At 35.1% G+C, this 24,794-nt stretch carries 23 protein-coding genes and 2 pseudogenes; 10 read left to right on the top strand and 15 right to left on the bottom strand.

What is annotated here, in order from left to right:
* Nucleotides 1–27 precede the first annotated feature (27 nt).
* A complete protein-coding gene (locus tag OOK84_RS00180; protein ID WP_264688451.1) occupies nt 28–189 on the top strand; it encodes a hypothetical protein in 162 nt (53 codons plus the stop codon).
* 29 nt (nt 190–218) lie between these two features.
* The gene (locus OOK84_RS00175) at nt 219–1,499 is read left to right on the top strand and encodes a hypothetical protein (RefSeq protein ID WP_264731774.1); all 1,281 of its coding nucleotides are present in this window, start codon (nt 219–221) and stop codon (nt 1,497–1,499) included.
* A 284-nt stretch (nt 1,500–1,783) separates the two neighbouring features.
* On the opposite strand, the gene OOK84_RS00170 is transcribed toward OOK84_RS00175, so the two are convergent.
* Together OOK84_RS00170 and OOK84_RS00165 are read right to left on the bottom strand one after the other, a co-directional pair.
* Nucleotides 1,784–2,599: an SDR family oxidoreductase gene (locus OOK84_RS00170; RefSeq protein WP_264731773.1), complete on the bottom strand. Its 816-nt coding sequence runs from the start codon at nt 2,597–2,599 to the stop codon at nt 1,784–1,786.
* A gap of 5 nt (nt 2,600–2,604) precedes the next feature.
* Nucleotides 2,605–3,249 carry an alpha/beta hydrolase gene (locus OOK84_RS00165; protein WP_309166945.1) on the bottom strand — a complete coding sequence of 215 codons (645 nt, stop codon included), beginning with the start codon at nt 3,247–3,249 and terminating at the stop codon, nt 2,605–2,607.
* A 540-nt stretch (nt 3,250–3,789) separates the two neighbouring features.
* Between OOK84_RS00165 and OOK84_RS06695 the strand changes: the two genes are divergently transcribed.
* Nucleotides 3,790–4,026, top strand: coding sequence for a transposase (locus tag OOK84_RS06695; protein ID WP_353286753.1), 237 nt, complete (start codon nt 3,790–3,792; stop codon nt 4,024–4,026).
* Between the two features lie 122 nt (nt 4,027–4,148).
* Here OOK84_RS06695 and folD read toward each other — a convergent pair whose 3' ends face one another.
* The 5 genes from folD to OOK84_RS00140 all read right to left on the bottom strand — a co-directional run bounded on the left by folD (nt 4,149) and on the right by OOK84_RS00140 (nt 8,499).
* Complete coding sequence (gene folD, locus OOK84_RS00160) at nt 4,149–5,027, bottom strand: bifunctional methylenetetrahydrofolate dehydrogenase/methenyltetrahydrofolate cyclohydrolase FolD (protein WP_264731772.1); 879 nt, start codon at nt 5,025–5,027, stop codon at nt 4,149–4,151.
* Nucleotides 5,011–5,676 carry a UbiX family flavin prenyltransferase gene (locus OOK84_RS00155; RefSeq protein ID WP_253309371.1) on the bottom strand — a complete coding sequence of 222 codons (666 nt, stop codon included), beginning with the start codon at nt 5,674–5,676 and terminating at the stop codon, nt 5,011–5,013. The genes folD and OOK84_RS00155 overlap by 17 nt, the downstream gene beginning before the upstream one ends.
* Nucleotides 5,669–5,935, bottom strand: coding sequence for a DUF2312 domain-containing protein (locus OOK84_RS00150; protein WP_064125346.1), 267 nt, complete (start codon nt 5,933–5,935; stop codon nt 5,669–5,671). The genes OOK84_RS00155 and OOK84_RS00150 overlap by 8 nt, the downstream gene beginning before the upstream one ends.
* Before the next feature lie 13 nt (nt 5,936–5,948).
* Complete coding sequence (locus tag OOK84_RS00145) at nt 5,949–7,232, bottom strand: HlyC/CorC family transporter (RefSeq protein WP_253309372.1); 1,284 nt, start codon at nt 7,230–7,232, stop codon at nt 5,949–5,951.
* Between the two features lie 88 nt (nt 7,233–7,320).
* Complete coding sequence (locus OOK84_RS00140; protein ID WP_253309373.1) at nt 7,321–8,499, bottom strand: aspartate aminotransferase family protein; 1,179 nt, start codon at nt 8,497–8,499, stop codon at nt 7,321–7,323.
* Between the two features lie 274 nt (nt 8,500–8,773).
* On the opposite strand from OOK84_RS00140, the gene OOK84_RS00135 reads away from it, so the two are divergent.
* On the top strand, nt 8,774–9,946 hold the full coding sequence (locus OOK84_RS00135; RefSeq protein ID WP_264731771.1) for an NADH-quinone oxidoreductase subunit D: 1,173 nt from the start codon (nt 8,774–8,776) through the stop codon (nt 9,944–9,946).
* Between the two features lie 18 nt (nt 9,947–9,964).
* Here the strand turns inward: OOK84_RS00135 and recJ are convergent, their stop codons facing one another.
* Entirely contained in the window at nt 9,965–11,704 is a 1,740-nt protein-coding gene (gene recJ, locus OOK84_RS00130) for a single-stranded-DNA-specific exonuclease RecJ (protein WP_264731770.1), read from the bottom strand.
* A 126-nt stretch (nt 11,705–11,830) separates the two neighbouring features.
* Between recJ and OOK84_RS00125 the strand changes: the two are divergent.
* A pseudogene (locus OOK84_RS00125) lies at nt 11,831–12,759 on the top strand (IS481 family transposase); the annotation flags it as partial.
* 90 nt (nt 12,760–12,849) lie between these two features.
* Nucleotides 12,850–14,016 carry an aspartate kinase gene (locus OOK84_RS00120; protein WP_264732611.1) on the top strand — a complete coding sequence of 389 codons (1,167 nt, stop codon included), beginning with the start codon at nt 12,850–12,852 and terminating at the stop codon, nt 14,014–14,016.
* 178 nt (nt 14,017–14,194) lie between these two features.
* Here OOK84_RS00120 and OOK84_RS06785 read toward each other — a convergent pair.
* Nucleotides 14,195–15,135: pseudogene (locus OOK84_RS06785) on the bottom strand (IS5 family transposase).
* 508 nt (nt 15,136–15,643) lie between these two features.
* On the opposite strand from OOK84_RS06785, the gene proS reads away from it, so the two are divergent.
* From proS to OOK84_RS00095, 3 genes are all read left to right on the top strand, one after another.
* A complete protein-coding gene (gene proS / locus OOK84_RS00105) occupies nt 15,644–16,912 on the top strand; it encodes a proline--tRNA ligase (RefSeq protein ID WP_264731769.1) in 1,269 nt (422 codons plus the stop codon).
* Nucleotides 16,909–17,280: a holo-[acyl-carrier-protein] synthase gene (locus OOK84_RS00100; protein WP_264731768.1), complete on the top strand. Its 372-nt coding sequence runs from the start codon at nt 16,909–16,911 to the stop codon at nt 17,278–17,280. Before proS ends, OOK84_RS00100 begins: the two co-directional genes overlap by 4 nt.
* 517 nt (nt 17,281–17,797) lie before the next feature.
* On the top strand, nt 17,798–19,294 hold the full coding sequence (locus OOK84_RS00095; protein WP_264731767.1) for a proton-conducting transporter transmembrane domain-containing protein: 1,497 nt from the start codon (nt 17,798–17,800) through the stop codon (nt 19,292–19,294).
* Here the strand turns inward: OOK84_RS00095 and OOK84_RS00090 are convergent.
* The 5 genes from OOK84_RS00090 to OOK84_RS00070 all read right to left on the bottom strand — a co-directional run bounded on the left by OOK84_RS00090 (nt 19,291) and on the right by OOK84_RS00070 (nt 22,904).
* Complete coding sequence (locus tag OOK84_RS00090; protein WP_264688215.1) at nt 19,291–19,962, bottom strand: VirB8/TrbF family protein; 672 nt, start codon at nt 19,960–19,962, stop codon at nt 19,291–19,293. The two genes, OOK84_RS00095 and OOK84_RS00090, sit on opposite strands and share 4 nt — an antisense overlap.
* Before the next feature lie 58 nt (nt 19,963–20,020).
* Nucleotides 20,021–20,815: a hypothetical protein gene (locus OOK84_RS00085; protein WP_253309489.1), complete on the bottom strand. Its 795-nt coding sequence runs from the start codon at nt 20,813–20,815 to the stop codon at nt 20,021–20,023.
* Between the two features lie 73 nt (nt 20,816–20,888).
* Complete coding sequence (locus tag OOK84_RS00080) at nt 20,889–21,710, bottom strand: DNA polymerase III subunit delta' (RefSeq protein WP_264731766.1); 822 nt, start codon at nt 21,708–21,710, stop codon at nt 20,889–20,891.
* Between the two features lie 17 nt (nt 21,711–21,727).
* On the bottom strand, nt 21,728–22,315 hold the full coding sequence (locus OOK84_RS00075) for an L-threonylcarbamoyladenylate synthase (protein ID WP_253309491.1): 588 nt from the start codon (nt 22,313–22,315) through the stop codon (nt 21,728–21,730).
* A gap of 118 nt (nt 22,316–22,433) precedes the next feature.
* Nucleotides 22,434–22,904, bottom strand: a complete 471-nt coding sequence (locus OOK84_RS00070) for a hypothetical protein (RefSeq protein WP_264731765.1) — start codon at nt 22,902–22,904, stop codon at nt 22,434–22,436.
* 75 nt (nt 22,905–22,979) lie between these two features.
* Here OOK84_RS00070 and miaA point away from each other — a divergent pair, with 75 nt between their 5' ends.
* On the top strand, nt 22,980–23,873 hold the full coding sequence (miaA, locus tag OOK84_RS00065; protein WP_264731764.1) for a tRNA (adenosine(37)-N6)-dimethylallyltransferase MiaA: 894 nt from the start codon (nt 22,980–22,982) through the stop codon (nt 23,871–23,873).
* A 3-nt stretch (nt 23,874–23,876) separates the two neighbouring features.
* On the opposite strand, the gene OOK84_RS00060 is transcribed toward miaA, so the two are convergent.
* On the bottom strand, nt 23,877–24,713 hold the full coding sequence (locus tag OOK84_RS00060; RefSeq protein WP_264731763.1) for a hypothetical protein: 837 nt from the start codon (nt 24,711–24,713) through the stop codon (nt 23,877–23,879).
* Between the last annotated feature and the right edge of the window lie 81 nt (nt 24,714–24,794).

Genomic DNA, 24,794 nt, shown 5'->3' with positions numbered 1-24,794 from the left:
AGAATTATTGAATAACGGTTATGCAACATGAATAAGGTAAAAAGGAAACGAACTCAATTTTATCAGCCTTATCCATTACGTAAGACGAGGAAAACAGAAGCAAAAAATACCCAAGAATTATATGATCCAACACTAACTGATATTAGGTTAGGCGAAAGTGATAATCAACAAAGTTTGGAAGTAATATAAAAGATCCGATGGAGTTCTCTCGCAGTGATTTGTCAAACAAAACAGATGAACACGAAAGTGATAATCGACTACAGAACTTTAGTGATTATGATTCATATCATAGTTCTGCTGATGGTAATCAGACGCCTTGTACTGAACCAAGTGATTGGGACTCAAATTCGAGCTGTAGTTCAGATTATTCTTATTTTCCGGAAGGTGGCTCACTTTTAATGGATCTAGAAATACCATTAACTGAAAATGAAGAGAAGCTGATTGATGAATTTTGTAAGGAGATGAAAAAGGTGGAAGAAGAAAATAACAAAGGAAGTGCTTTAAGGCTTGTTCGAGACATAACAAATAAATATTTAGGGAAAGGGATAAGACTAAATTCATGTTATGGTGATCGTTATAGAACTGTAACAAATTTGATATTTGAAGAAATAATAGATGTTATCAATAATGAAGGCCTATGCCCTAGCAGTAAAGCGCATGCATTTAGAGGTCAGGATGTTTCCTATAGCAATGAAGATAAAGATGATGACAACACGAATGAAGTACTGGAAGATGGTAATTTAGACATCATAAGAAACACCATTAGGGATTTATTGTTAAAAGGTGGGAAAGTAGAAAGAGGTCTTTTCGATGGTGGTGAGCTAGGACATGTAACTTCTGATTTTGATTATGTCAATGATCTCTTTGCGGAATGTAAGGAAATTGAAAACGATCTAAAAAATGTAGCATATGAAAGTATTGTAAACAAAAATGAGCAAGCTCAAAAGGACAAATTAGAATTAAAAGTAGAGATAGATAATGAGTGCTTTTGTATAAAATATCCACAAGATAGTACTGTTGAAGTTGCAAAAATCCTAAGCAATGAAAAGAATGAAGGTTTAAACTTAAGAGTTGGTATACTGCAAATTGGGAAAAGTATAGTAAGAGTTGAAAGCTACAACGGAAAAAGAAATTATCTGGATGTTTGTAAGCAAGGTGTAACATTATCTTTTGATAGTGAAGCAGGAAAAATCAGTATTCATCTAAATCCTAAGGAAAATAGTAATGAAATAGAAGTAAAGATTGATAAGGAGAGCGAAGCAAGGCTTAACGAGTTAGAAGATAAGGGGAAAAGTTTAGGAGAAAACTGTCTTTTAGGAGGAAAAAGCGTTCTGGAAGCTATACGAGATGGAAATTTTGAAAGAAATAGAAGTATTATACCAACTAGCGTAATTGAACAGCCAAATACTGCAACGAATACTCCACAATCTTACCTAGAGAACATTTTCCTGAACGGACACAATTACAGAACTAAACGTATTGATTCAAGGCATGGCTAATGTGCAAATATTGAAGCAAAAGTGATCAGTGCTTGACACTGCTCTCCTTTGTCATCCCAGTGCCCAGACACTGGGATCCAGGAATTTTATTAAGTTGGTGAGCATAAAAATAGCTGTTTTACGTTAAAATACAATGTTTTTGATGATTATGGAAAGGCTGGATTCCAGACTGGAATGACACCATTTGTTGTAAACTTACTTTTTTCTTGATTTTTTGGTTTATCTCGCCTACCTATTTTGCCACTTTGCTGAACGGATACAACTAAACAATAGGTCTATCTACTTCATTCTAATGTGATTTCAGTTTTTTTTACATGCAAACTCTCTAATCCCACCTTATAGTTAGGATAAATTAGAGAGACATTAAGATCTTTTTTAATTTTAACATTACTTACTTTTTTTGACCCTAAATAAAAACTCTGTGCATAATCTGGTAAGGAAGAAACCTCAATTGGCTCTGGAGAACTAACATTGAGAAGTTTGGCTGCATACATTATCACTTCAGATTGTGTAGTGGGTAAATCATCTGCACAATTGTATACTTCACCAGGTTTTATGTTTTGCATGGAAGAAAATAGAATGTTCGATATATCTTCAACGTGAATACGAGAAAAAAAATGCCCTTCTTTTTTCACATTTTTTGCTTTGCCAAGCTGCAAGTCAATTAACACGTTCCTACCAGGACCGTATATTCCAGCTAAACGAAAAATATGTACAGGCAGTTTGCTATTCAGCCACTTCTTTTCAGATCTAAGGCGCTTTTCTCCTCTGATTTCTATAGGTTTTGTTTCAGATTCCTCATTCACCCAATTACCAGAGTAATCACCATAAACGCTAGTTGCAGACAAATAACCAAACCATTTAACATTTTGCAGGCAATCACCATATCTCTCCATAACATCATCACCATCTGGAGGAATAGAAATTAAAACGTGCGTTGCGCTTTTAAGCAGATCTTGACTAACTTTCTCATAATTAAAGAGGATTACATTTTGTATATTTTTACTTCTTGATGTGCCACTGACTTTCCAACCTAAGTTCAGCAGTTTTTTCGATAAAAATTTAGCCACATATCCATAACCAAAGCAAAACAAGTGCATGAAAATTAATTTTTAAAATTCTTCTTGATAAATTCTACTCCTAATTTTATCCCCTCTTCATTAATAATATGACCTAATGCATGAATTGGGTGCCCTTCAACATTTATTCCATTTTCTTTCAAAGCTTTAACCGCTAAGTCGAGGGACGAAAAAGGTACCACGTCGTCAGCATCACCATGGATAACACATATGTTAGGTTTTGACTTGATCTCTGGTGCAGTTTTTGAAGGTGAAAGAAACCTACCAGAGTATGCAACAACTGATGCACAGGATTGAGAGCGGGTGAGAGCTGTATGTATTGCAAGCATTGCTCCTTGAGAAAATCCAACCAAAGAAAGTTGCGTATCTTTTAAATTAAGCTCCTTTAATTTTGTATCAATGAAATGATTTACAATTGATGTAGCATTTTTTACTCCATTATATAGCGCTTCCTCACTACGATCTTCCAAGCTGAACCACTGATAACCATCACCTATTTCTCTTTCAAACGGAGCATTGGGTGCTACAAAATATGACTCGGGTAAAAACTTGCTCATAACTTTAGCAAGGTGAATGAAATTATCGCCACTTGAGCCCCAACCATGTAAAAAAATAATCAAATTTTTCTTATTTCCGCCTGCACAAATTTCTTGGCCTTTAAGTTCAATCATTTCTTTTCCTTTTGCATTTATATTTTTATTTAACACTAATTTTCAAATTTGTAAAAACATACTGTGATTGCTGTTGAATGATGGAGAGACATACTCCATTATTTTATACCTATAGCTAACTGAAAAAAGGTTACCTCAGAAGGGATAAAAAGGTATAAAATGGCTTTGGAATAAGTGCAATTTGGTATAGGTTAAAACAGCTAAAAATAACCTTAAAAAAAGTCACATTCTATCAAGAGCGCAATCAAGAAGATAGGCAGCAATTTATCGATAAAGTCTCAAAAATAGACCACTGTAGCATTTTATATATAGATGAAGCAGGAGTTGATAATAGACTATACCGAGAATATGCATGAGCTCCAAGAGGAGAAAAAATATATGCTGATGTTCCAGGAAAAAACTGGGAAAGAGTGAGTATAATAGGTGGATGGATTGAAAAGAAGTTTATTGCACCAATGACCTTCACAGGAGGGTGTAATAAAGATGTATTTAATGTATGGTTAGAGCGAACCACAATTGCAGCGTAATACAACCATAGTTATGGATAATGCTACATTCCATAAAACTCCCAAAACAAAGTCATTAATAGAGTCTTTTGGCTGTCATTTGCTTTATCTTCCAACATATTCACCTGATCTAAATCCGATAGAGCATTGTTGGCACATCATCAAAAGTCGCCTCAGACCTCTAATGCATCAATGTACAGACTTACACCTTTTAGTTGGTAATACCATTTTAGACGTTTATCATTCGCTTTTGAAAATACTATACTTGTAGAGAAAAAAGAATAGATGATGATCCTAAATATTTAATAAATTTGACTACTGAGGAATTTCAAAAATCTCAATTTTTTATTAATTGTGAGATGTCTATCTTCATATAGCTTTCCTCTTCATACCTCAACTAATAAAATTAGAAGCATCAACTCCCTTCTGTAAGCAAGCAGCAATGGCAGTGTTCATCATTAGAAATGCAATGGTCATTGGGCCAACGCCCCCGGGTACTGGAGTAATAGCTTTGGCTTTCCCTTTTATTCCCTCAAAGTCAACATCACCTACAAGCTCTCCTACATTAACACTATTTATGCCAACATCGATCACTATTGCACCTTTCTTTATCCAGTCTGCTTGAACAAAATTTGGCTTTCCGACTGCTGCAACTACTATATCCGCTTTAGAGCAATATTCAGCTAAATCTTTACTCTGTGAGTGCAAGATAGTAGCAGTGCAATTTTCCTGCAGCAATAGGTGAAACATTGGCTTGCCCACGATATTTGACCTACCAATCACCACTGCGTTTTTACCGGAAAGGTTCTCTTCAATTGATTTAATTAAATGCAAAGAACCTTTAGGAGTGCAAGGTATAAGGCAGTTTTTTTCACCTTTAACTAATCTACCAACGTTTTCATCGTGGAAGCCATCTACATCTTTTTCAATACTTACTGCGTTAATTACTCTGCTTGCACTAATATGATTTGGTAAAGGCAACTGTACTAAAATGCCATGCACAGATCGATCTTCATTTAACTCATTGATTTTTTCAATCAATTCATCTTCTGAAATATTATTAGGCAAAACAATGGTCTCAGAACTTATGCCTATTGATTCTGCTTTTTTCTGTTTGTTGCGAACATAAACCTGACTTGCTGGATTGCTGCCCACGAGAATTACTTTCAGGCAAGGAAAAATGTTATACTCTCTCTTTAAAATATCAATTTTTTGTGATAGCCTCTCACATAGGTCGTTTGCTATTTTTTTACCATCAATAATAATTGTCACTTCCTTGCCACTCCTTAAAGTCAGGTAATTTGATATCAAATAAATCCAATACTTTGCCAACAGAATGATTAATAATATCATCCAACGATTTTGGTTTAATATAGAAAGCAGGCACTGGTGGAGCAATTATTGCTCCCATCTCCGTTAATTTTAACATATTTTGTAAATGCCCAAGATGTAGTGGTGACTCTCGCACCATAAGAATTAATTTTCTTCTTTCTTTTAGCGTTACATCTGCAGCCCTTGTCAATAGATTGGAAGTAACACCTGATGCAATTTCAGACATTGTCTTCATAGAGCATGGTGCTACAATCATTCCTGAGGTTTTAAATGAGCCACTTGCTATTTTTTCTCCTATTTTTTCTTCAGAATAGTAAAAATCTGCAAGTGATGTAATATCTTCAAGTTTTTCTTTAATCTCATGAGCTAGAGTTATTTTTCCAGCACGACTTATCACTAAATGAGTTTCATAACCAAATTTGCAGCGCGTGACGCTGGAATCTATATTTCTTTTTCCCTGGATCCCAGTGTCAGCTACTCGGATGACAGGGATAAGAGATCTATTAATATTTCTTAACGCCTCTAAAATACGTACACCGTAAATAGAACCAGATGCTCCACTTATTCCAATTACAATTCTGCTATTCACTTAACTCTTCTTCGTAGCTCATTCCCAATGCACGTTTATAGGTATCAAGCAATATTTCCTGTTCCTCTCTGTCATCATCATCCATCTTCCTCAGCCTAATAATTTGTTTCATCACTTTTATATCCCAACCTTCATCTGCGGCTTTTACATATACATCACGAATGTGATCTTGCACATCCCTCTTTTCTTGTTCAAGTTTTTCGATTCTCTCTATGTAACCCTTCAACTCTTCAGCCGTTATTTTTACTGTATCTTCCATGAAACTCCACTAATTAATTGCTGCTACTAGTATTACCAGTTTTTACTTGCACTTCAACAACAGTAATAATATTTTTATCTTTTTTTAAAATCTTAAAGCGAAAACCATACATGGAAAACTCCTCGCCTTCGTCAGGAATGCGCTCTATTTCATTCACAATCATACCTGCTAGAGTTGTAGCTTCTTCATCAGGGAGATTCCAGTGTAACTGCCTGTTAATGTCCCTAATAGTAGATTTTCCTTCTATGTGATACATATTGTCAGATATTTTCTTTATGAAATTCTCCGTGATCAAATCATGTTCATCCGAAATTTCTCCAACTATTTCTTCCAGTATGTCCTCAAGAGTTACAATTCCCTGCAGTGCTCCATACTCATCAATAACAAATGCAAGGTGTTTCCTGTTCTTACGGAAGTTATGAAGTTGCACGCTGAGCGGTGTACTTTCTGGTATAAACCAAGGCTTTGACATAACTTGGGTAATGTCAACTTCTTCCGCTTTATTATTCTTTTCACGCAAGGCATTTATTAGACCCTTCACGTGAATTACACCGATAATATCATCTGGTTCTTTTTGCCATAAAGGTATCCTACTATGACTGCTAGTTAAAATTTCCCTTATTAACTCTTCTTTACTTCGATTTATATCAAGAGAAAATAAATTTCTTCTATGGGTCATAATTTGTGATATTTCTGTCTCAGCCAAATCAAGTATGCTGCTTAGCATATCTAAATCCTGTTGTAACATAGTTCCTTCACTGCGGTGAAGAGTAATCATATTACGCATTGCATCCGCTGCAGATATTACTTCCTTATCTTTATGCAGCCCACATAATTTCAGGATGAGGTTAACAATAAATTGAATACCTAGCGTCAATGGAGAAAAAATCTTTACAAAAAACAATACAAAATAAGCAGAAAATGATGCAAATTTTTCAGGATTTTGAATAGCATAAGTTTTTGGTAGAACTTCGCAGAATAATAAAATACAAAATGTCATTATAATTGTTGATAGGAGAATGCCTTCATTTCCAAAAAGATTGATAAATATTGCTGTAAATAAAGCAGAGCAAGTAATATTAATAATTGTATTGCCGAGCAATACCGTTCCTATTGTCAATTCTTTCTTATTTAATAAGCGGTCTATTATCCTGGCTCTTTTGTTACCGTCTAGCTTTAGCTTATTAACTCGAGAACGGCTAATTGAGGTTAAGCCTATTTCTGCTCCTGAGAACAAAAACGATAAAATTAACAAAATAAAAATTGCTGATGATACTAAGACCAATAACCAATCCATTAAAGTACGATGTTATTGTGATAAAAAATAAAATTAATTTTACATGTTATGAGAGGTATTTGCAAGCCTGAATTTATATTGCCGAATTTTATATATCTTTAATCTTAAAAAATAAATCATAAAGCATATTACACGCCGCATTCACATGCTCATCCTCAATGATAAGTGGTGGGGTTATCCTTACTACTTTGTTGTTTGAAACCCTAGTTATTATTAAACCTTTATCAAGAGATCGACTAATAACTTTATCAGCTACAGGAGTTGCTAGTTCTATTCCCATTAGTAACCCTTCTCCACGAACTTCTGAAATCATCTCAGGAAATTCTTTAGCTAAAGGCAACAGCTTTTCTTTTAAATATTTACTAATTCTCTTAACATGATCAAAAAAGCCTTCTTTTAGCATTATATCGAGCACTGCATTACCAACAGTCATGGCAAGTGGATTGCCACCATAGGTTGATCCATGAGTTCCTGGAGTGATTGCTTCTGCTATGTAATCTTTTACTAAACATGCAGCTAGAGGAAAACCGTTACCCATAGCTTTTGCACAGGTTAGCATATCAGGTTCAATGCCGACATTTTGATAATAAAATAAAGAACCGATGCGTCCATATCCGCATTGCACTTCATCAAAGCACAAAATTATCCCTTGAGCTTTTGTTATTTTCCTTACTTTTTGAAGATATTCTACGTCTAGTGGATATACTCCGCCTTCGCTTTGTATGGGCTCTAAAAACACAGCAGCTGTTTCATTGCTGATTTTTTTCTCCAAAGCTTTAATGTCATTTCTTGGCACTTTATCAAAACCAGAAAGAAGCGGAGCAAAACCTTCGCGTGATTTTTCACTGTTTCCAGCAGAAATTGCAGCAATACTGCGGCCATGAAACCCTCCTTCAATTGTAACAATACGATTACGTTTTGCTTGCCTTTTTGAATAAAAGTAACGACGAATAAACTTAATTGCAGCTTCTGTTGCTTCAAGCCCACTTGAGCAGAAAAAAACTTTATCTGCAAAAGTAAGGGTTGTTAAACGGTCAGCAAGCCTTTCTTGCTCGGGAATAGTGAAAATGTTAGAGCAGTGCCATAGTGAGCTCAATTGCTCTTTCAGTTTGTCTGTAATGTATGGATGACAATGCCCTAAAGAAGTTGTAGAAATACCTGCAGCAAAATCTAAATACTTTTTACCATCTTTGTCAAAAAGATATGCCCCTTCTCCCCTAACTATAGGAGTGTCAAGTCTATTGTACGCATTAACAACATGATCCATTTTATAAGTATTGTGGTATTATCTGTATTATACCTGAAATGAATCCATTAACACAAAGCTTTTCCTTTAACCTCTTATGCTACCTCAACTAAAAATTTGGCTAATGCAAACCCTTTTTGTCATTCTATAGCTAAAGTGACTTAGTTTTACCAACACTTATTAGCATTGTAAAAGTTTTTGTTTCTATTGAATGACAGTTGTAGCATATGCAAGAAGTCTATTGACTTTGAGCGCACTTTAGCCTATACAATTTTAATATCTTAAACTACTGGACATGCCCGATCTAAAGACAATGATGTTAAATTTTGGCCCTCAGCACCCAGCTGCACATGGAGTGTTGCGCCTTGTTTTAGAGATGGACGGCGAAGTGGTTGAGAGAGCTGATCCTCATATTGGGCTTTTGCATCGTGGTACTGAAAAATTAATAGAACATAAAACGTATCTTCAAGCTTTGCCTTATTTTGATCGCCTTGACTATGTGTCACCAATGTCACAAGAGCATGCGTATTCACTATGTGTAGAGGAATTGTTGCAATGCGAAATTCCAATTAGGGCAAAGTATTTACGTGTCTTGTTTTGTGAACTGACGAGAATACTAAATCATTTACTGAACGTTTCTTCTCAAGCGCTTGATGTTGGAGCAATGACCCCTCTTTTATGGCTCTTTGAAGAAAGAGAAAAAATACTGGAATTTTACGAAAGAGCTTCAGGCGCAAGGTTTCACGCAGCTTACATCAGACCAGGTGGAGTTGCAGCAGATGTTCCAGAAGGCTTGATTGAGGATATTGCAAAGTTTATAGAGCAATTTCCAAAGTATATAGACGATGTTGATGAACTTTTAACAGAAAATAGGATATGGAAGCAACGCACTGTAGGAATCAGTGAAATATCAATTAAACAGGCACTTGACTGGGGCTTTAGTGGACCAATGCTGCGTGCTGCTGGGCTTGCTTGGGATTTGCGAAAAAGCCAGCCATATGAAATATATGATCAGCTAGATTTTGATATACCTATTGGCCAAAATGGCGATTGTTATGACCGTTATCTAGTTAGAATGGCAGAGATTAGGCAGTCTGTTAGCTTGGTGAAGCAGTGTATAGAGAAAATGCCTGGAGGCCCAATAAAAACTGAAGATAGAAAAATTTCTCCACCGCCAAGAGCAGAGATGAAAAAATCTATGGAAGCTCTTATTCACCATTTTAAACTTTACTCAGAAGGATATCACGTACCAAAAGGTGAAGCTTACACAGCTGTTGAGGCACCAAAAGGTGAGTTTGGAGTGTATATAGTTTCAGATGGTACCAATAGACCTTATAGATGCCGAATAAGAGCACCTGGCTTTGCACATTTACAAGCTTTGGATTTTATGGCAAAAGGACACATGCTTGCCGACGTTGCAGCAATTATTGGCTCACTCGATATAGTTTTTGGTGAGATTGATAGGTAATTATTGTAAAATAGTAACTCAACTAATGGTCAATACATCTTCTATTAAAAATTGTACAAATTCATTGCCATTCCAGTAATTCATAGAGATTTTACCCAAAATGGCTTTAACATTACTCTGCATGATAGCAGAGCCAAGGTGAGTATTTGCAGAGCGAAATGCAATAGCTCTTACCATAACATTATCATCAGCAATAAAACATTTTATATGGTCAACTCCTATAACTTCAGGCTTTCTTATCTTTGCTCCCTGAATGATAAACCTTGGTTCAGGATTCCCAACTCCAAATGGTCCCAAGCGTTGCAGTTGGTTCCACAGAGATAAGTTTATTGCTTTAGCAGTTACTATACTATCAGCTTTTAAAGTTTTCTCATTTATAGAGTTTGAAAATCTTTCAGTAAAAAAATCATGCAAATCATTTATTTTGTCTTCTTTAATTGAAAATCCTGCCGCCATACTATGGCCACCACCTTCAATAATTAAATTTGTAAACTTTGCGGAAAGGACTGCAGCACCGATATCAACTCCCAAAATTGATCTACAGCTTGCTTTTCCTATTCCATTGTTTAAAGACATCACTATTGTTGGTAAGTGAAACTGCTCCTTTAGCCTCGATGCAATTATACCGATTATTCCCTGGTGCCAGTTGCCGCTTACCATTATAAAATTTACACCTAATTGGGCAAATTTTTCCGCTTGTGCTGTAGCTTCCAAGAGAGCCTCATTTTCTAACACTTTCCTTGCATTATTCAAATCTATTAATTTTAGCGCGATTGAATGTGCCTCTTCATCATCATCGGTGAAAAGCAACCTTGCACCGAGCGATGCTTCTCCAATTCTTCCTCCAGCATTTATGCATGGCCCAATACTAAACCCTAATCGTGAAACACTTGGTTTTTCAAGGATCCCCAAAGCATCAAATAAAACACGCAAGCCAACGTTTTTTCTTGCTGACATAACTTTTAATCCTTGTGAGACAAATGCTCTATTGAGGCCTGTAATCTGCATAACATCGCAAACAGTTCCAAGGGCAACTAAATCCAGCAGATCAAATAAATCTGGTTCTTTTTTGTTGGTAAAAAATCCTTGCTCACGTAGGCTTTTATTAAGAGCAATAATCAGCAGAAATGACACTCCAACTGCTGCAAGGTTAGTATAAGGAGAGCTTTCATCAAGGCGGTTTGGGTTAACAACTGCTACGGCGCTTGGTAACTTTTCCGTACCAAGATGATGATCGACAACTATAATATCAAGACCAAAGACCTTTGCATCTTCTATTGGTTGATATGCAAGCGTACCGCAATCAACGGAAATACATAAATCGATCCCGTTTTTTTTAAGTTGTAATAAAGCATCTGTGTTTAATCCATAGCCCTCATCAACACGATCTGGAATGTAGATTATAGAGTGTATATCGATTGCTCTCAGGTACCTGTTAATCAATGCTGACGACGTTGCACCATCAACATCATAGTCACCAAATATTGCAATGTTTTCATTATTTTTTATTGCCCGTATTATACGAGAAACAGCTTTATCCATATCAAGAAGGTGAAAGGGATCTGGTAATAGCGATCTGATTAGTGGATATAAGAAGTCGCTCGCATTTTCTATGTTAACACCACGAGTAACCAATATTCTTGCTAGTACTTCTGGCAACTCAAATCTCTGTATAAGAGTTAAGATTTCCCTTTGATCTGCTTCTTGCAACTTCCACAATGCATTTGTTATGCTGCGCTTTTCAATTTCAAGTAGCATATTCTTTGTAAATAAAACTACTTTACCAGAACTTTTAAACTTGTTCTATAATTGTATTAGATGCACAGTTCCAGAGTGTGATGGTATGATAAAATGTGAGAAAAAAATACCATCAAGGGAGGAATTATGGGAGAAGTATTACATGGGTGCGCCAGAACAACAGAGACAATTCGTAGAGCAATACAAAATAGTAAAGAGAGCATAGCAAAACTCTCCAAGTGTTATAACCTTAAACCAAAAACTATTATTAAGTGGAGAAAACGCTCATTTACCAAAGATGCTGGTATGGGTCCAAAGCATCCAAGATCAACTGTTTTAACTTTAGAAGAGGAGTGTTGCATTTCGTAAGCATACTCTATTGCCATTAGATGACTGTCTCTACGCTTTGCAAACCTCAATCCCACATTTGAGTCGCTCCAGCTTACATCGTTGTTTACAAAGGCACAACATTAGCAGACTACCAGATGTCGATGGTGAAGTTAAATCAAGAAAGAAATTCAAACAATATCCTATAGGCTATTTCCATATTGATATCGCGGAAGTTAGAACAGAAGAAGGAAAGCTGTATTTGTTTGTTGCAATAGATCAAATTCACCTACGTTGAGTTGCACAAAAGTGCTACAAAACCCATAGCTGCTGAGTTTTTAGGTAATCTGATTAGAATTTTACCGTATAAAATCCACACTATTTTGACAGATAATGGCATACAATTTACAAATCAGAAGCGCCATAAATACGCCTTCCAACACATATTTGATAGAGTTTGTGAAGAAAATAACATTGAACATCGTCTGACAAAAGTTAGCCATTCTTGGACAAATGGACAAGTTGAACGTATGAATAAAACTTTAAAGAATGCTACAGTTAAGAAATATTACTATCGTTCGCATCAGCAACTTAAGGAGCATCTTTATGACTTTGTTATGGCCTACAATTATGCAAAGAGACTCAAAGCTCTTAGGGGTCTTACGCCTTTTGAATTTATATGTTCTCAGTTGACAAAGTCTCCTGAATTATTTATAATAGACCCACACCATCACACTCTGGAACCATACATCTTATACTCTACCTTAATTCTAGTTTCCGGACAACCTCTATCTCTACAAAAACTATATTTTTCTTCAGAAGAGAGTTATATTGTAACTATGGACAAAATAATCATAAAAAAATTTGGTGGGACTTCGCTAACTGATTTAAACCGAGTTGCAAATTTGATAAAAAACGATATTGAGAAAGGTTGTAATGTAATCGTTGTTGTATCTGCTGTTGCAGGATTTACTGACCAAATGGCTTTTCAGGCTAGGCAAATCTCAAATTTAAGTTGCAGACAAGAGTTATCAGAGTATGACGTTATGCTTTCAGCAGGAGAACAAATTTCTTGCGGTCTATTAGCTATCACTCTCCAATCGATCGGAGTTAATGCTAAATCGTGGCTTGCCTGGCAGTTACCGATTGTAACTGATGATTTTTATTCTGAGTCTAAAATAAAAACAATAAAGATTGACCGTGTGAAAAGATCTTTTGCTGAGGGTTATACTGCTGCGATCATCGCTGGTTTTCAGGGTATAAATGATGATAGAATCACTACTTTTGGAAGAGGAGGCTCTGATATATCAGCAGTTGCCTTCACGGTAGCCTTTGGTGTTAGAACTTGCGAAATTTTTACTGATATTGATGGAATATATACAGCAGACCCGAGAATTGTTCCAAAGGCACGCAAGCTCAAATTTATCTCTTACGATGAAATTTTGGAAATGTCGTCATCTGGTGCTAAAATACTGCATAATCGTTCAGTACAACTTGCAATGAAGCATAACATTAAAGTGCAAGTGCTATCCACTTTTAAAGAAGTAGAAGGCACCACAGTACTACACAAAAGGGATGTACTAGAGAGATACTTAATTACTGGAATAGCTTATAGCACTAATGAAGCTCTTGTAACTTTCACTAACCTTGCAAATAACTTGCGTACTTTAAGAGATATAGTAGGGGCAAACGTTAAAATTGATATGATACATGGGTCAAGTTTTGTTATCTCCAAATTTGATATTGATTTAATGGAAAAGTTACTGAATAAGAATGAAAATTATGCTATAAACGATAATGTAGCTAAAATTTCAATAATTGGTATTGGTGTTATGTCTAACACTGAAGTGATGCACCGCACACTCAAGGTTTTAAGCGAAAAAAAGATAGAAATACTTGCTATCACAACATCCGAAATCAAAATCAGTATAATTGTTCAAAAAGAATACGTTGTAGCTTTGGTCAAAGATTTACATACTGAGTATGAGCTTGATATGCAACACTAGGATAGGCTCGACGTCCACAACTGTACGAACATTGCAATTTGGGCCTACCAGGAGGGTGTCATTCTCCTGTCATCCAAGTAGCTGACACTAGTTCCTTTATGACGGTGTCATCCCAGTGCCCAGACACTGGGATGGCTTTGTTGCATCACACTTTATGAGATGGTGATTTATGGTAAATTCATGTAACTATCTCAAATTTAGCCATACCAATATCAGTGAATTTATTAAGCAAATAGCATTTGATTAGCAGTTCTTTTTCTCGATTTATCTCAGATTTATTCCTAAAACTAAATCCGAATATTTGCTTTAATCTTGAGAAAAACCCTTCAATATAAGATCTTTTCCCATAATTTACTTCTTTTTTCCATTCTTTCATGCCATCTTCACCGTATAATTTTATTAACCTAATAGCAGCATTCCTGTCAGACATATAATCTATTTCTGGATGTTCTGCCGCATTGTTTATTGGTGGAATTTTTGTCTTTATATCATATTCGTTACACAACTTATAAAACTTGTGCCTATCACATGCTCTATCTGCATATAGTGCTTTTATGGCATGCTGAAAATCAACTTCTTTTAGCAAATCACAAGCTCCATAGTGATCAGAGTAGACACCGTTACTGTATTTTACAGCTATGGCTTTTTTGTTGTTTATATTCAACATTACGTGCAATTTTCTCGTTTGCTCATAGCCACGATATTTTCTGTCAGTGCTATTTTCCTTGCTGTGTGTTGTTGTATATACTAATTCCTGTACTGTCTATAGCAATTTCGATATCTTCCATATTATTTTTATCAATTCTGCAATCATTTATCTTAATATTAAGTTTCTTTTGATGCTTGTGAATAGCTGATAACTGCCAAATCTCTTCCTATTTGTTGCAAATACCCTTTTATAAACCCGACTGTTTGTCTTAAACCAATTCTAAAGAAACTGACGATTATATGCACCAAAATCACAACTTTATCACTATAAATATAGTTGCCGCCCTGCATTTTTGGACAATTCTCGTACCAATTTTCTATGGCGTCATTGGTATAACAAAAAATGCTTCCTCTTTCTTGGAGAAATTTGTTATATTCATGGCAGTTACTGACTCTCATTTTTTGTGGCATATTTTTTCTTCAACAGTTAAATGGCTATTTATAATGAATTTTGTCAGTAACTGCCAGTTCTTTTCACTTGAGCGATGCAACAAAGCCATCCCAGTGTCAGCTACTCGGATGACATCATAGGGGCGCTGGGATGACACCCTGACAATCGTCATCCCGCTACTTGTTAGCGGCTAAGAGATACCGCGGCGGTATGATGTAGGGGTTGCCGAGAACTTGTCATTCCAGTGCTTGACACTGGAATCTAGTTCTTATTGTACATTTACTTGGTGTAGAGTTAAGTTTCCTGGATCCCAGTGTCTGGGCACTGGGATGACATCATAGGGGCGCTGGGATGACACCCTGACAATCGTCATCCCGCTACGTGTTAGCGGGATGAAAATGTTGTACCAAGACCACGGTAGCTATAAAATTATCAAGGGAAGTACCACACACTTCCCTTCTTTTTCAAAATAAGTTTACCTACAGGTCTGATTGTATTAAGATTACTTAATACAATCAGGTCTATTATATGCGTTTATCCAAATATTACCTACCAACTCTAAAGGAAAAGCCTACCCATGCTAAAATTATCTCCCATCAATATTCTTTACGTGCAGGTTTAATAAAGCAGATAGCATCTGGCATCTATACGTGGTTGCCGCTTGGTCTGCGCGTGCTTAAGAATATTGAAGACATTATCAGAGATGAAATGGATAAATCTGGTGCAATTGAAGCATTAATGCCTTGTGTGCAACCAGCAAATCTTTGGCGAGAATCGGGACGTTACGATGATTACGGTAAGGAAATGCTACGTATAAGGGATAGGCATGAGGAAGACATGCTTTTCGGTCCAACGCATGAGGAGGTAGCAACTGATCTAATTAGAGATGTGGTAAAAAGTTACAAAGATTTGCCACTTTGTTTGTATCATATCCAGTGGAAATTCCGTGATGAGGTAAGACCACGTTATGGTGTTATGAGGGGTAGGGAATTTCTGATGAAGGATGTATACAGTTTTGATGTAGATTACGAAGGTGCACTGAATTCATATAATTTGATGTACAAAACTTACATAAAAATCTTCAAACGCATGGGACTTACTCCAATTGGAGTGAGAGCGGACACTGGGCCAATTGGAGGAAATTTGAGCCACGAGTTTCATATATTGGCAAACACTGGTGAGAGCACTTTATATTATGACAATAAATTTTCTGAACTACTGGAAAGTGAAGATGTTGAAAGTTTGAAGAATATATATGCAGTTGCAGATGATATGCACGACCCTAAAACTTGCCTTGTGCCGCAAGAGCAGTTAAATGTTAGTAAAGGTATTGAAATAGGGCATATTTTTTATTTTGGCGACAAATACTCAAAGCCTATGAAGGCAAGTGTTACTTCTCAAGATGGAAAAAATGTCAACATGCATATGGGTTCGTATGGCATTGGGGTTTCAAGGCTTGTCGGTGCAATAATAGAAGCTTTTCATGATGATAAGGGAATTATCTGGCCAGAAGCGGTAGCTCCTTTCAGAATTGGTTTAATCAATTTACAAACGAAAGTAACGGAGGCTGCAGATAAAATATACAAAGCTTTGAAAAGTGATGAAGTGCTTTACGATGATACGGAAAGAAGTATAGGAGTAAAATTTTCTAGAATGGATCTGATAGGCTTGCCGTGGCAAATAATTGTTGGAAAAAAGGCAATAGATGAAAATATAGTTGAAGTAAAAAATAGAGCAACTGGAGAGGTAAAAGAAATGCAGATTGAGGAAGCAATAAATCGCTTTAGCACAAAATGATACGCGGTATCGGCACTGACATAGTATATATACCAAGAGTATTGAGAATATTACAAAAATACGGGGAAAAATTTCTCAATAGAATCTACACTGAAAAAGAAATAGAGCTAAGTAGAAAGCATAATAGTCAAGAAATGCGAGCAAGGTATTTTGCCAAACGCTTTGCAGCAAAAGAAGCTTTTGTTAAAGCACGAGGTACTGGATTTAGCCAGGGCATTATAATGAAAGATATAGAAATATATAGCGATGTAAGAGGAAAACCATATATTGCTGTCAGAAAGGATTTCATCTCAAAGGACTACAAGATTCATCTTTCTCTGAGTGACGATGGAGATTACGCTACTGCATTTGTTATAATTTGCGTCTAGCAGATATTGTTTCAATTTATGCAGTTGACTTTATGCTATCTATATAGCTAAACTGACTTAGGTTTACCGACAATTTGAAAAACCTTCATTCCGCTACTAATTAGCGCCGCGGCGGTATGACGGTTCGCGGTGGCATGACGATAAGCTTGTCATCCCGCTACGTGTTAGCGGATGAGATGCCGCGAATGAATCGCGGGATGACGTAACGACAAGTTCGTCATCCCGCTACGTGTTAGCGGGATCTATGCTAAGAGATACCGTGAATAAATCACGGTATGAAGGTTCGCAGCGGTATGACGATAACCTCATATCCCGCTACTAGTTAGCGGATGAGATACCGCGAATGAATCGCGGGATGACGTAACGACAAATTCGTCATCCCGCTACGTGTTAGCGGGATCTAGAGATACCGCGGCGGTATAGCTATAGCATACACAAACAACTAGTTTGCCAAAAAAACATGGCGGTTTTTCTATGATTTGAGTATAATTCTAGCTTTACCTAAACAGAAAATTTAATGGACTATATCTTAATGTATCTTTCCTTACCATTTTTAATTACTGAGAATTACTTATTAATTACTGCATTGATTCCGCTTTTAAGTGCTTTTGTTATCTTTTTTACTGGTAAATGGCCCGGAGTGAACAATAGTATTACTGTCATTTCTTCTGTACTTCTGTTTACGTATACGTGTCTGTGCACTTTATATTGGGTATATGGTGATCATTCTCAATTTATTCTCATGGATTTTGGTAATAATTTGCACATTAGTTTAAAGCTAGAGTCTACCGGAGTAATATTCAGTTTATTAATATCGTTTTTATGGATACTAACCAGTATATATGCAATATGTTATATGCAGAATAACTATGCTGATAGCAATCACTCAAGTTTTCTATGCTTTTTTTCAATATCGATTAGCTGTGCAATGTTTATTGCTTTTTCTGGAGATTTGCTCACTACATTTGTTTTTTATGAGCTTCTAACTATTAGTACATACCCTCTGGTTACTCACAACTCAACAAATGAATCAATGATTGCAGGGCGCTATTACTTTGGCGTGCTATTTTTCTCTTCTTTAGTATTATTTTTTCCTGCAATAGGCATTTTATATAATGAATTTCATACTTTAGACTTTGTAAGTGGTGGAATATTCAAATTTGATACTTCACTCATCACTTTCATTGCAGTGTGTTTTGCTATGCTGATTTATGGAATAGGAAAAGCTGCATTAATGCCAATGCATTTTTGGTTACCAAAAGCAATGGTTGCACCAACTCCTGTGAGTGCACTATTACATGCTGTTGCTGTTGTGAAATCCGGAGTTTTCATCATCATAAAAGTTATATTATACACTTTCGGCGTCGATAACATACAACGTTTTGTGCAGCAAAATTGGTTTGCTGGAGGGTGGCTTCCGTACGCTGCTGGATTTACTATTATTACTGCATCATTGATTGCATTAAAGCAAAAAGAATTAAAGAAATTGCTTGCTTACTCTACCATCTCTCAATTGTCGTATATTATATTATTTGCTTCAATTTTTAGTGAGCTCAGCATGAGGGTTGCAATTTTTCAATTAGTTTGCCACGCATTTGCAAAAATCACTTTGTTTTTCATTGCCGGAGCAATAATAACGAAAACAGGTGAGAAATATATAGATAAGATTCACGGTATAGGACGCAGTATGCCAATTAACATGACAGCATTTGCTATAGGTGCATTGTCTATGATAGGGGTGCCGCCTGCTCCGACTTTTTGGGGTAAATTTCTCATTTTTCAAGCTGTTTTCAACTCTGGCAATGTAATACTTTCTGTGTTTGTAACTCTAGTGTTAATTGTTAGTACTATACTTAACGCTCTGTACTTTTTACCGATAATTTACAATGCCTTTTTCTTAAAACCTTCTCAGAATTACTTTATTAAAAAAACGCCAATTCTTCTAGTTTTACCTCCAGTTATTACTGCTACATGCACTTTAGTTATTTTTTTTAGCTACCAAGTAATATTTTAAAATCTGTATTTATAACCATTAACAATAAATTTAAATGGTATTATACCAGCCAGAGTTGCTTTTATACTCGACAAAGTGAAGCTAATCTCCACAGTATGATCTTTCACCTCCTTATTTTGCTCGGTTGTAAAAACTACAGTAGCATTTCCAGCAAATGTAACTAAGTCCTTGGTCGATCGATCAATAGATAATGTTATTACATTTATGTTGGCAGTTTTTCTTTTGGATGAAGGTGAACTAACAGCTTTATTGTTCGTTTTTTCCTGAAAGCCTTGATAGATTTTATGTATAGAATTGTTTCTTATAAAATTTTCTTGGTACTTCGGTTCAACGATCTTAATGGACTCGTATATTTCAATGTATTTACTTATTAAGTACCTCGCTGTGGAAGTGTATTCATCTTCCTTTTTACTGAAACTAAGCTTATGCATTGCAGAGAACTCATCTTCTGTGTGGTTCATGTACTTCACAAAATTTAAATCTTTTTTAACAGGAAATAACAGGTATATGTTTAATATTAATAAACATAAGCATACTAGGAGAAGCGATACTATTAATGCCATCCAAGATCTTTCTGCTACACAAAACAGATACCTATGGCAGTACCATTCGACTGCTTTACTGAAATAACTTTTGTTTTTTACTGATTCAAGCAATTTATCTTCCATAACACAATGCTACCAAACCCAATTATAATAACAATAAGATTAGATACTCTAAAAAACTTTAAAATATGTCTAAATTTTCCAAAATAGGATGAATGATTATATCACCTTGTTCCGCAATAAGGTAGAATTTATCGATTTTGCTCACATCTACATTGATCATTTTTACACTGAAATTTTCAGGATTGTAAATATTACTTTCAGCACTTTTGTGATAATTATAATAATGTAATTTATTTTGATCATCAAAATAACCAAATTCATCAGCGAGGGTTCCCACTTTGCTACCTTTACCACTTTTGACTAGCTCAAATAGATCAATTGCATGGTTTTGAGATCCAGGCTCAATAGGCCCTTCTGCAGCAAAAAACTTAGGTGCATGACCAACGTATTCCTTAAATTTTAGATTATGAGTCTTTTTTACACTACCAAAATCCACAAACTTATATTCATCTGAAACGCCAGAATATTGTGGATCATACTTTTTATATTCAAAGAACTCATTACCTAAAAAATTACAAAACGTTAATTTATAATCATCATGATCGGATTTAACGACTTTAAGGTAATGAAAATCTCTAGGAATCTTTACTTCCTCTTCCGTGATATGATTACGTACAACAAGCTCACCATTTAGCATATGATAGCCAATTTTTGGCAAAGTAGCTATATTGATTGCCTTGTTTAGCTTAAAATTTGCTTCATAAATGCCGCTTAACAACTCCTTTCCTTTTTCTAAGGTGACGTCCTGGTCTAAAGCTATATTCTTGATTGAACTTAATTCTTTCTGCATGTTTAGTATGGCTTTCGTCAAAACTTCTATTGATTGCCATACAGTTAATTTATTATCAGTCAAATTATATACTTCGAGTATTAAATTAACAGAATTTTATCATGAATTTATGTTAAAAGTATTATACTTTGTAAACTTATGTCATGATATTAACTACATTAGCTAAAACATGCTTTTTATCTAAGTGAAGTTGCTTAGCAACAACGAAAAGTTCATCTATTTTTTTCCACTGACCTAGTAAAATTTCAACACCATTTACCTCTCTCTTTATGCTTTCTAAAATGAAGGCCTGAATTATATATGATGCTAGTTCTAGTTCGATTTCGCTATTAATTACTTTATTAATCATATTGGGATTCTTTAAATCATGAAGAAATTTATAAAAGCATTTGTATGCTTCATAAGCATCACTACTTATTGCATTTATTATCATTCCTGGCATTCCAGGAAATAAAGTAATCATTTCGTCAAACGTTTGATCATCAAATTTACATTGAGATGAAGCAACTTGCTTTGTTTCGTCATAAGTTAATGGAAGTAAATTTAGCTGAAAGCACCTACACTGGATAGTAGTTTGTATATCATATGGCTTATGGCTAATTATAAATATCTTAGAATTTTTTGGCGGCTCTTCTAATATTTTCAATATTGCGTTTTTAGCGTTATTAGTCATTGCCTCTAAGCTATCTATTATAGATATTTTGTGTTCTGATTGAATGGGACTTAAGTGTAGAAAGTTTTTCATTTCTCTGACTTTTTCTATTCCGATAGTATCACCTTCAACAATGTGTAAGTCCAATGCTACTTCATTATAGCTTTTTATGAGTAACCAATTGGAGAAGGATTTTGCAAGTGTTGCTTTTCCTATACCTTTTTTACCACAGATCAGCCAAGACTGAACAGATAAGTTGTTCATTAATTTTTTTTTGGCCTGGTTGTGACCTATTACTTTTTTCATTCTTTCTCCTATAGATCTTAGTTTGAAAATGCATTGGTTACTGTTTGTAATAAAATTGCACCTTCCCTTAAAACCTTAATCTTATCTTCGGTTAAGTCAATAATAGTAGATTCTATACCAGAAACTAATTCATCATCTTCAATCACTGCAGATAAATGTTGCTTAATGGATTGTGGTATATCGTCTGCCTTACATACACTTTTTTCTCCTGAAATATTTATACTAGTTGCAACTATTGGAACTTTCAGTTTGTTCAGTATTGAAATTGCAATAGGATGCTCAGGGATTCTGATGCCTATACTATCTTTAAAGAATTCGTTTGGCAATATATTATTGTTTTTAAGTGGTAAAATATAGGTAATCGGTCCAGGAGAAAAGTGATTTACTAAACCAATATACTTTTTCTCTAGCTTTGCTATTCTCATCAAGCTGCAAATATCACTAACAAATATAGACAGTGGTTTATTTTGAGAGCGTTTCTTTATCTGATATATTTTTCCTATAGATTCATTATTTAATGCATTACAAGCAAGAGCATACACTGTTTCTGTTGGAAAACACACTAACAAGTTGTTCTGTATTGCATTTATTATTTTAGATACCATATAGCTAAAAACTTATTCATAACAACTAGATCAGTTTTGTTGCATTGTATCTTATATAGTAACTGCTAGTTTTTGTGAACGCAATGCAACGCAGCTTACCATTTGTTATGCAGACTTGCTACAACCCAAACTCTTCATTGACTTTATCAACTATTGCCTGTGGTGGATCCTCTCCCCATCCTGAATACAAAATCTCTCCATAGTCTGCAAGATCTATAGAGCCAGTTCTGCTTTTTGCTAGAAACATTTCTCTTTTCTCTTTATCAACTAATACATAATGCCACGCTGATTTTCCACGATCTTTACCACGGACTAAATATATAAGATCTGACCTACTTCTTTTTGTTGCATCAGCAAAAGATCTTTCATTGACAGTTCTGCTTTTACTTTTTATGCCGCCACTTTCAGAAAAAGCTTCCTTGGATTCGGTTTTTTTGTTTGCTAATTCAGAAATTTTCCCTTTTTCCCCTAATGCCCGTTCTTTGGTGTTTTGAGACGAATACTTACTGGAAAAACCTTCCCCTGTACCGCCAGGAGTCCTGTTTGTGAAACGCTTAATAAATGAATTATTGTCGTTGTTTTCTGCCATAAAAATCTCCAAACTTTAGATTGTAGGACCCAAATTTTTACTACACTCTATCATATGTTAATTAAATTAATATAAATGAAAAATAATATAGTAATTATTACAGGAATTACAGCTTCAGGTAAATCAGAATTGTGTGATAACCTGATAAAAAAATATAATAATATCAGCATAATAAATTGTGATTCAAAGCAGGTATATGAAGAAATTCCCATAATTACTGCTCAACCACTAAAGCAAGAAGAATTTTATAAATTATATGGTTATGTTTCAGCAAAAGAAAATTATTCCGTGGGTCTATGGTTAGAGGATTTAGAAAAAGAAGTTAATCACGCATTAGAAAATGCTCAAATACCTATCATCACTGGAGGAAGCGGGCTTTACATCAGCAGTTTAATCAAAGGCTTATCATCAATGCCACAAATAAGTCAGAAAGTAAGGAAAAATGTAAGCGAATTAAGGAAAAATTTAAGTAAAGAGGAGTTTTACAAATTAGTGCTAACCAAAGATCCAAGGATTCAAGGTAAAGTATTCATGAATGACTCGCACCGCCTTTCAAGGGCACTTGAAGTTATCACTGAAACTGGTAAGACAATCTTTGTATGGCAAGAAAATAGACAGCCTCCTTTATTCGATAATTTTAAGATATATACAATTTTGCCTAAACGTGAGGATGTATACCAAAAAATAAATTCTCGTTTTATCAAAATGATCGAAAATGGAGCAATTGATGAAGTAAAAAAGCTACTTAGTATGAACTTAGCTCCACATTTGCCAGCTATGAAAGCACATGGAGTGCCAGAAATTGTAAAGTATTTGAAAGGTGAGATTACTTTAGACGAAGCGATACAGATTGCTCAAACAAACACAAGACACTACGCAAAACGCCAGTACACTTGGTTTAAAAACCAGTTCCCAAGTTCTGAAGTAATTGATTGTGCAAATGAGCTAACAGCGCTTGAAATATTTTAATTGTTAGTTTCCAGGTGTATTTCCATGCTCATTGCTATGAATGGGCGGTTCCATATTTTCCAGATGGCTGTTTACTTCTAGTGGATTACCTAAACTATGTTCTATCTCTGCTTCAAACTCAAATCCTAACTTCTCGCAAAATTTCTGGAAATACTCTTTAATAATATCAAATAAATTTTTGCCATCAATTTTGTAATTTTTCAGTTCTCGAGGAGCAGTAAGTGACAATTTACCATCTTTATATGTTACATCATCTTTATCATTTTGAGATTCAATTGTGAATTCAATTGAACTGGATAGATCACACACCTTGTCACCGGCTTTACCATCGCTCCTTTGGAAAAATATCGGTAATTTCATATCCGATCTAATACTTACATTATTTTGGTCAATATAATCAATATTCATTACTCTTTTAGGGGAGAATACTAGAAATGAATGTTGGCCAAGTGCAAGTTGAGATTCTATCAATACACCAGCTTCATGCCCTGCCTGATTACAATTGGTAACTAGTTCTTCTAGGATAGAATCACTTGGAACTTTTGCTTCAGCATATTTGAACATTTCCTTAAAAACTTCTTTTGCAAATGGGCGATAATTCTTTTCTCCATTTTTGTTGTTTTCAATCAAGCTAGCGTGTTTTGCATATAATTGATTAATAAAGTTTTGGTCTATATCTTTTTTATTAATAACAAAATCCATTCTTGGAAAATCTTTATACGCCTGATAACCAGAATTGGCTTCAGCATTATCTTTACCAGCTCTTAATTTGCTAAAATCAAACTCTTCTGCTTGAGCCCTTAATGTAACTACTGGATTGGTACTATTCATTTCTATCATAGACCTATTAACATCATAATTAATTATATCACAAATTATTAATAATTCAATAAAATACCTGCTATAAGCCCTATGATAGCA

This window comes from Wolbachia endosymbiont (group A) of Sphaerophoria taeniata (assembly GCF_947250735.1).
In the GTDB taxonomy this organism is placed as follows: Bacteria; Pseudomonadota; Alphaproteobacteria; order Rickettsiales; family Anaplasmataceae; genus Wolbachia.
This window is presented reverse-complemented; position numbering and strand designations above follow the sequence as displayed.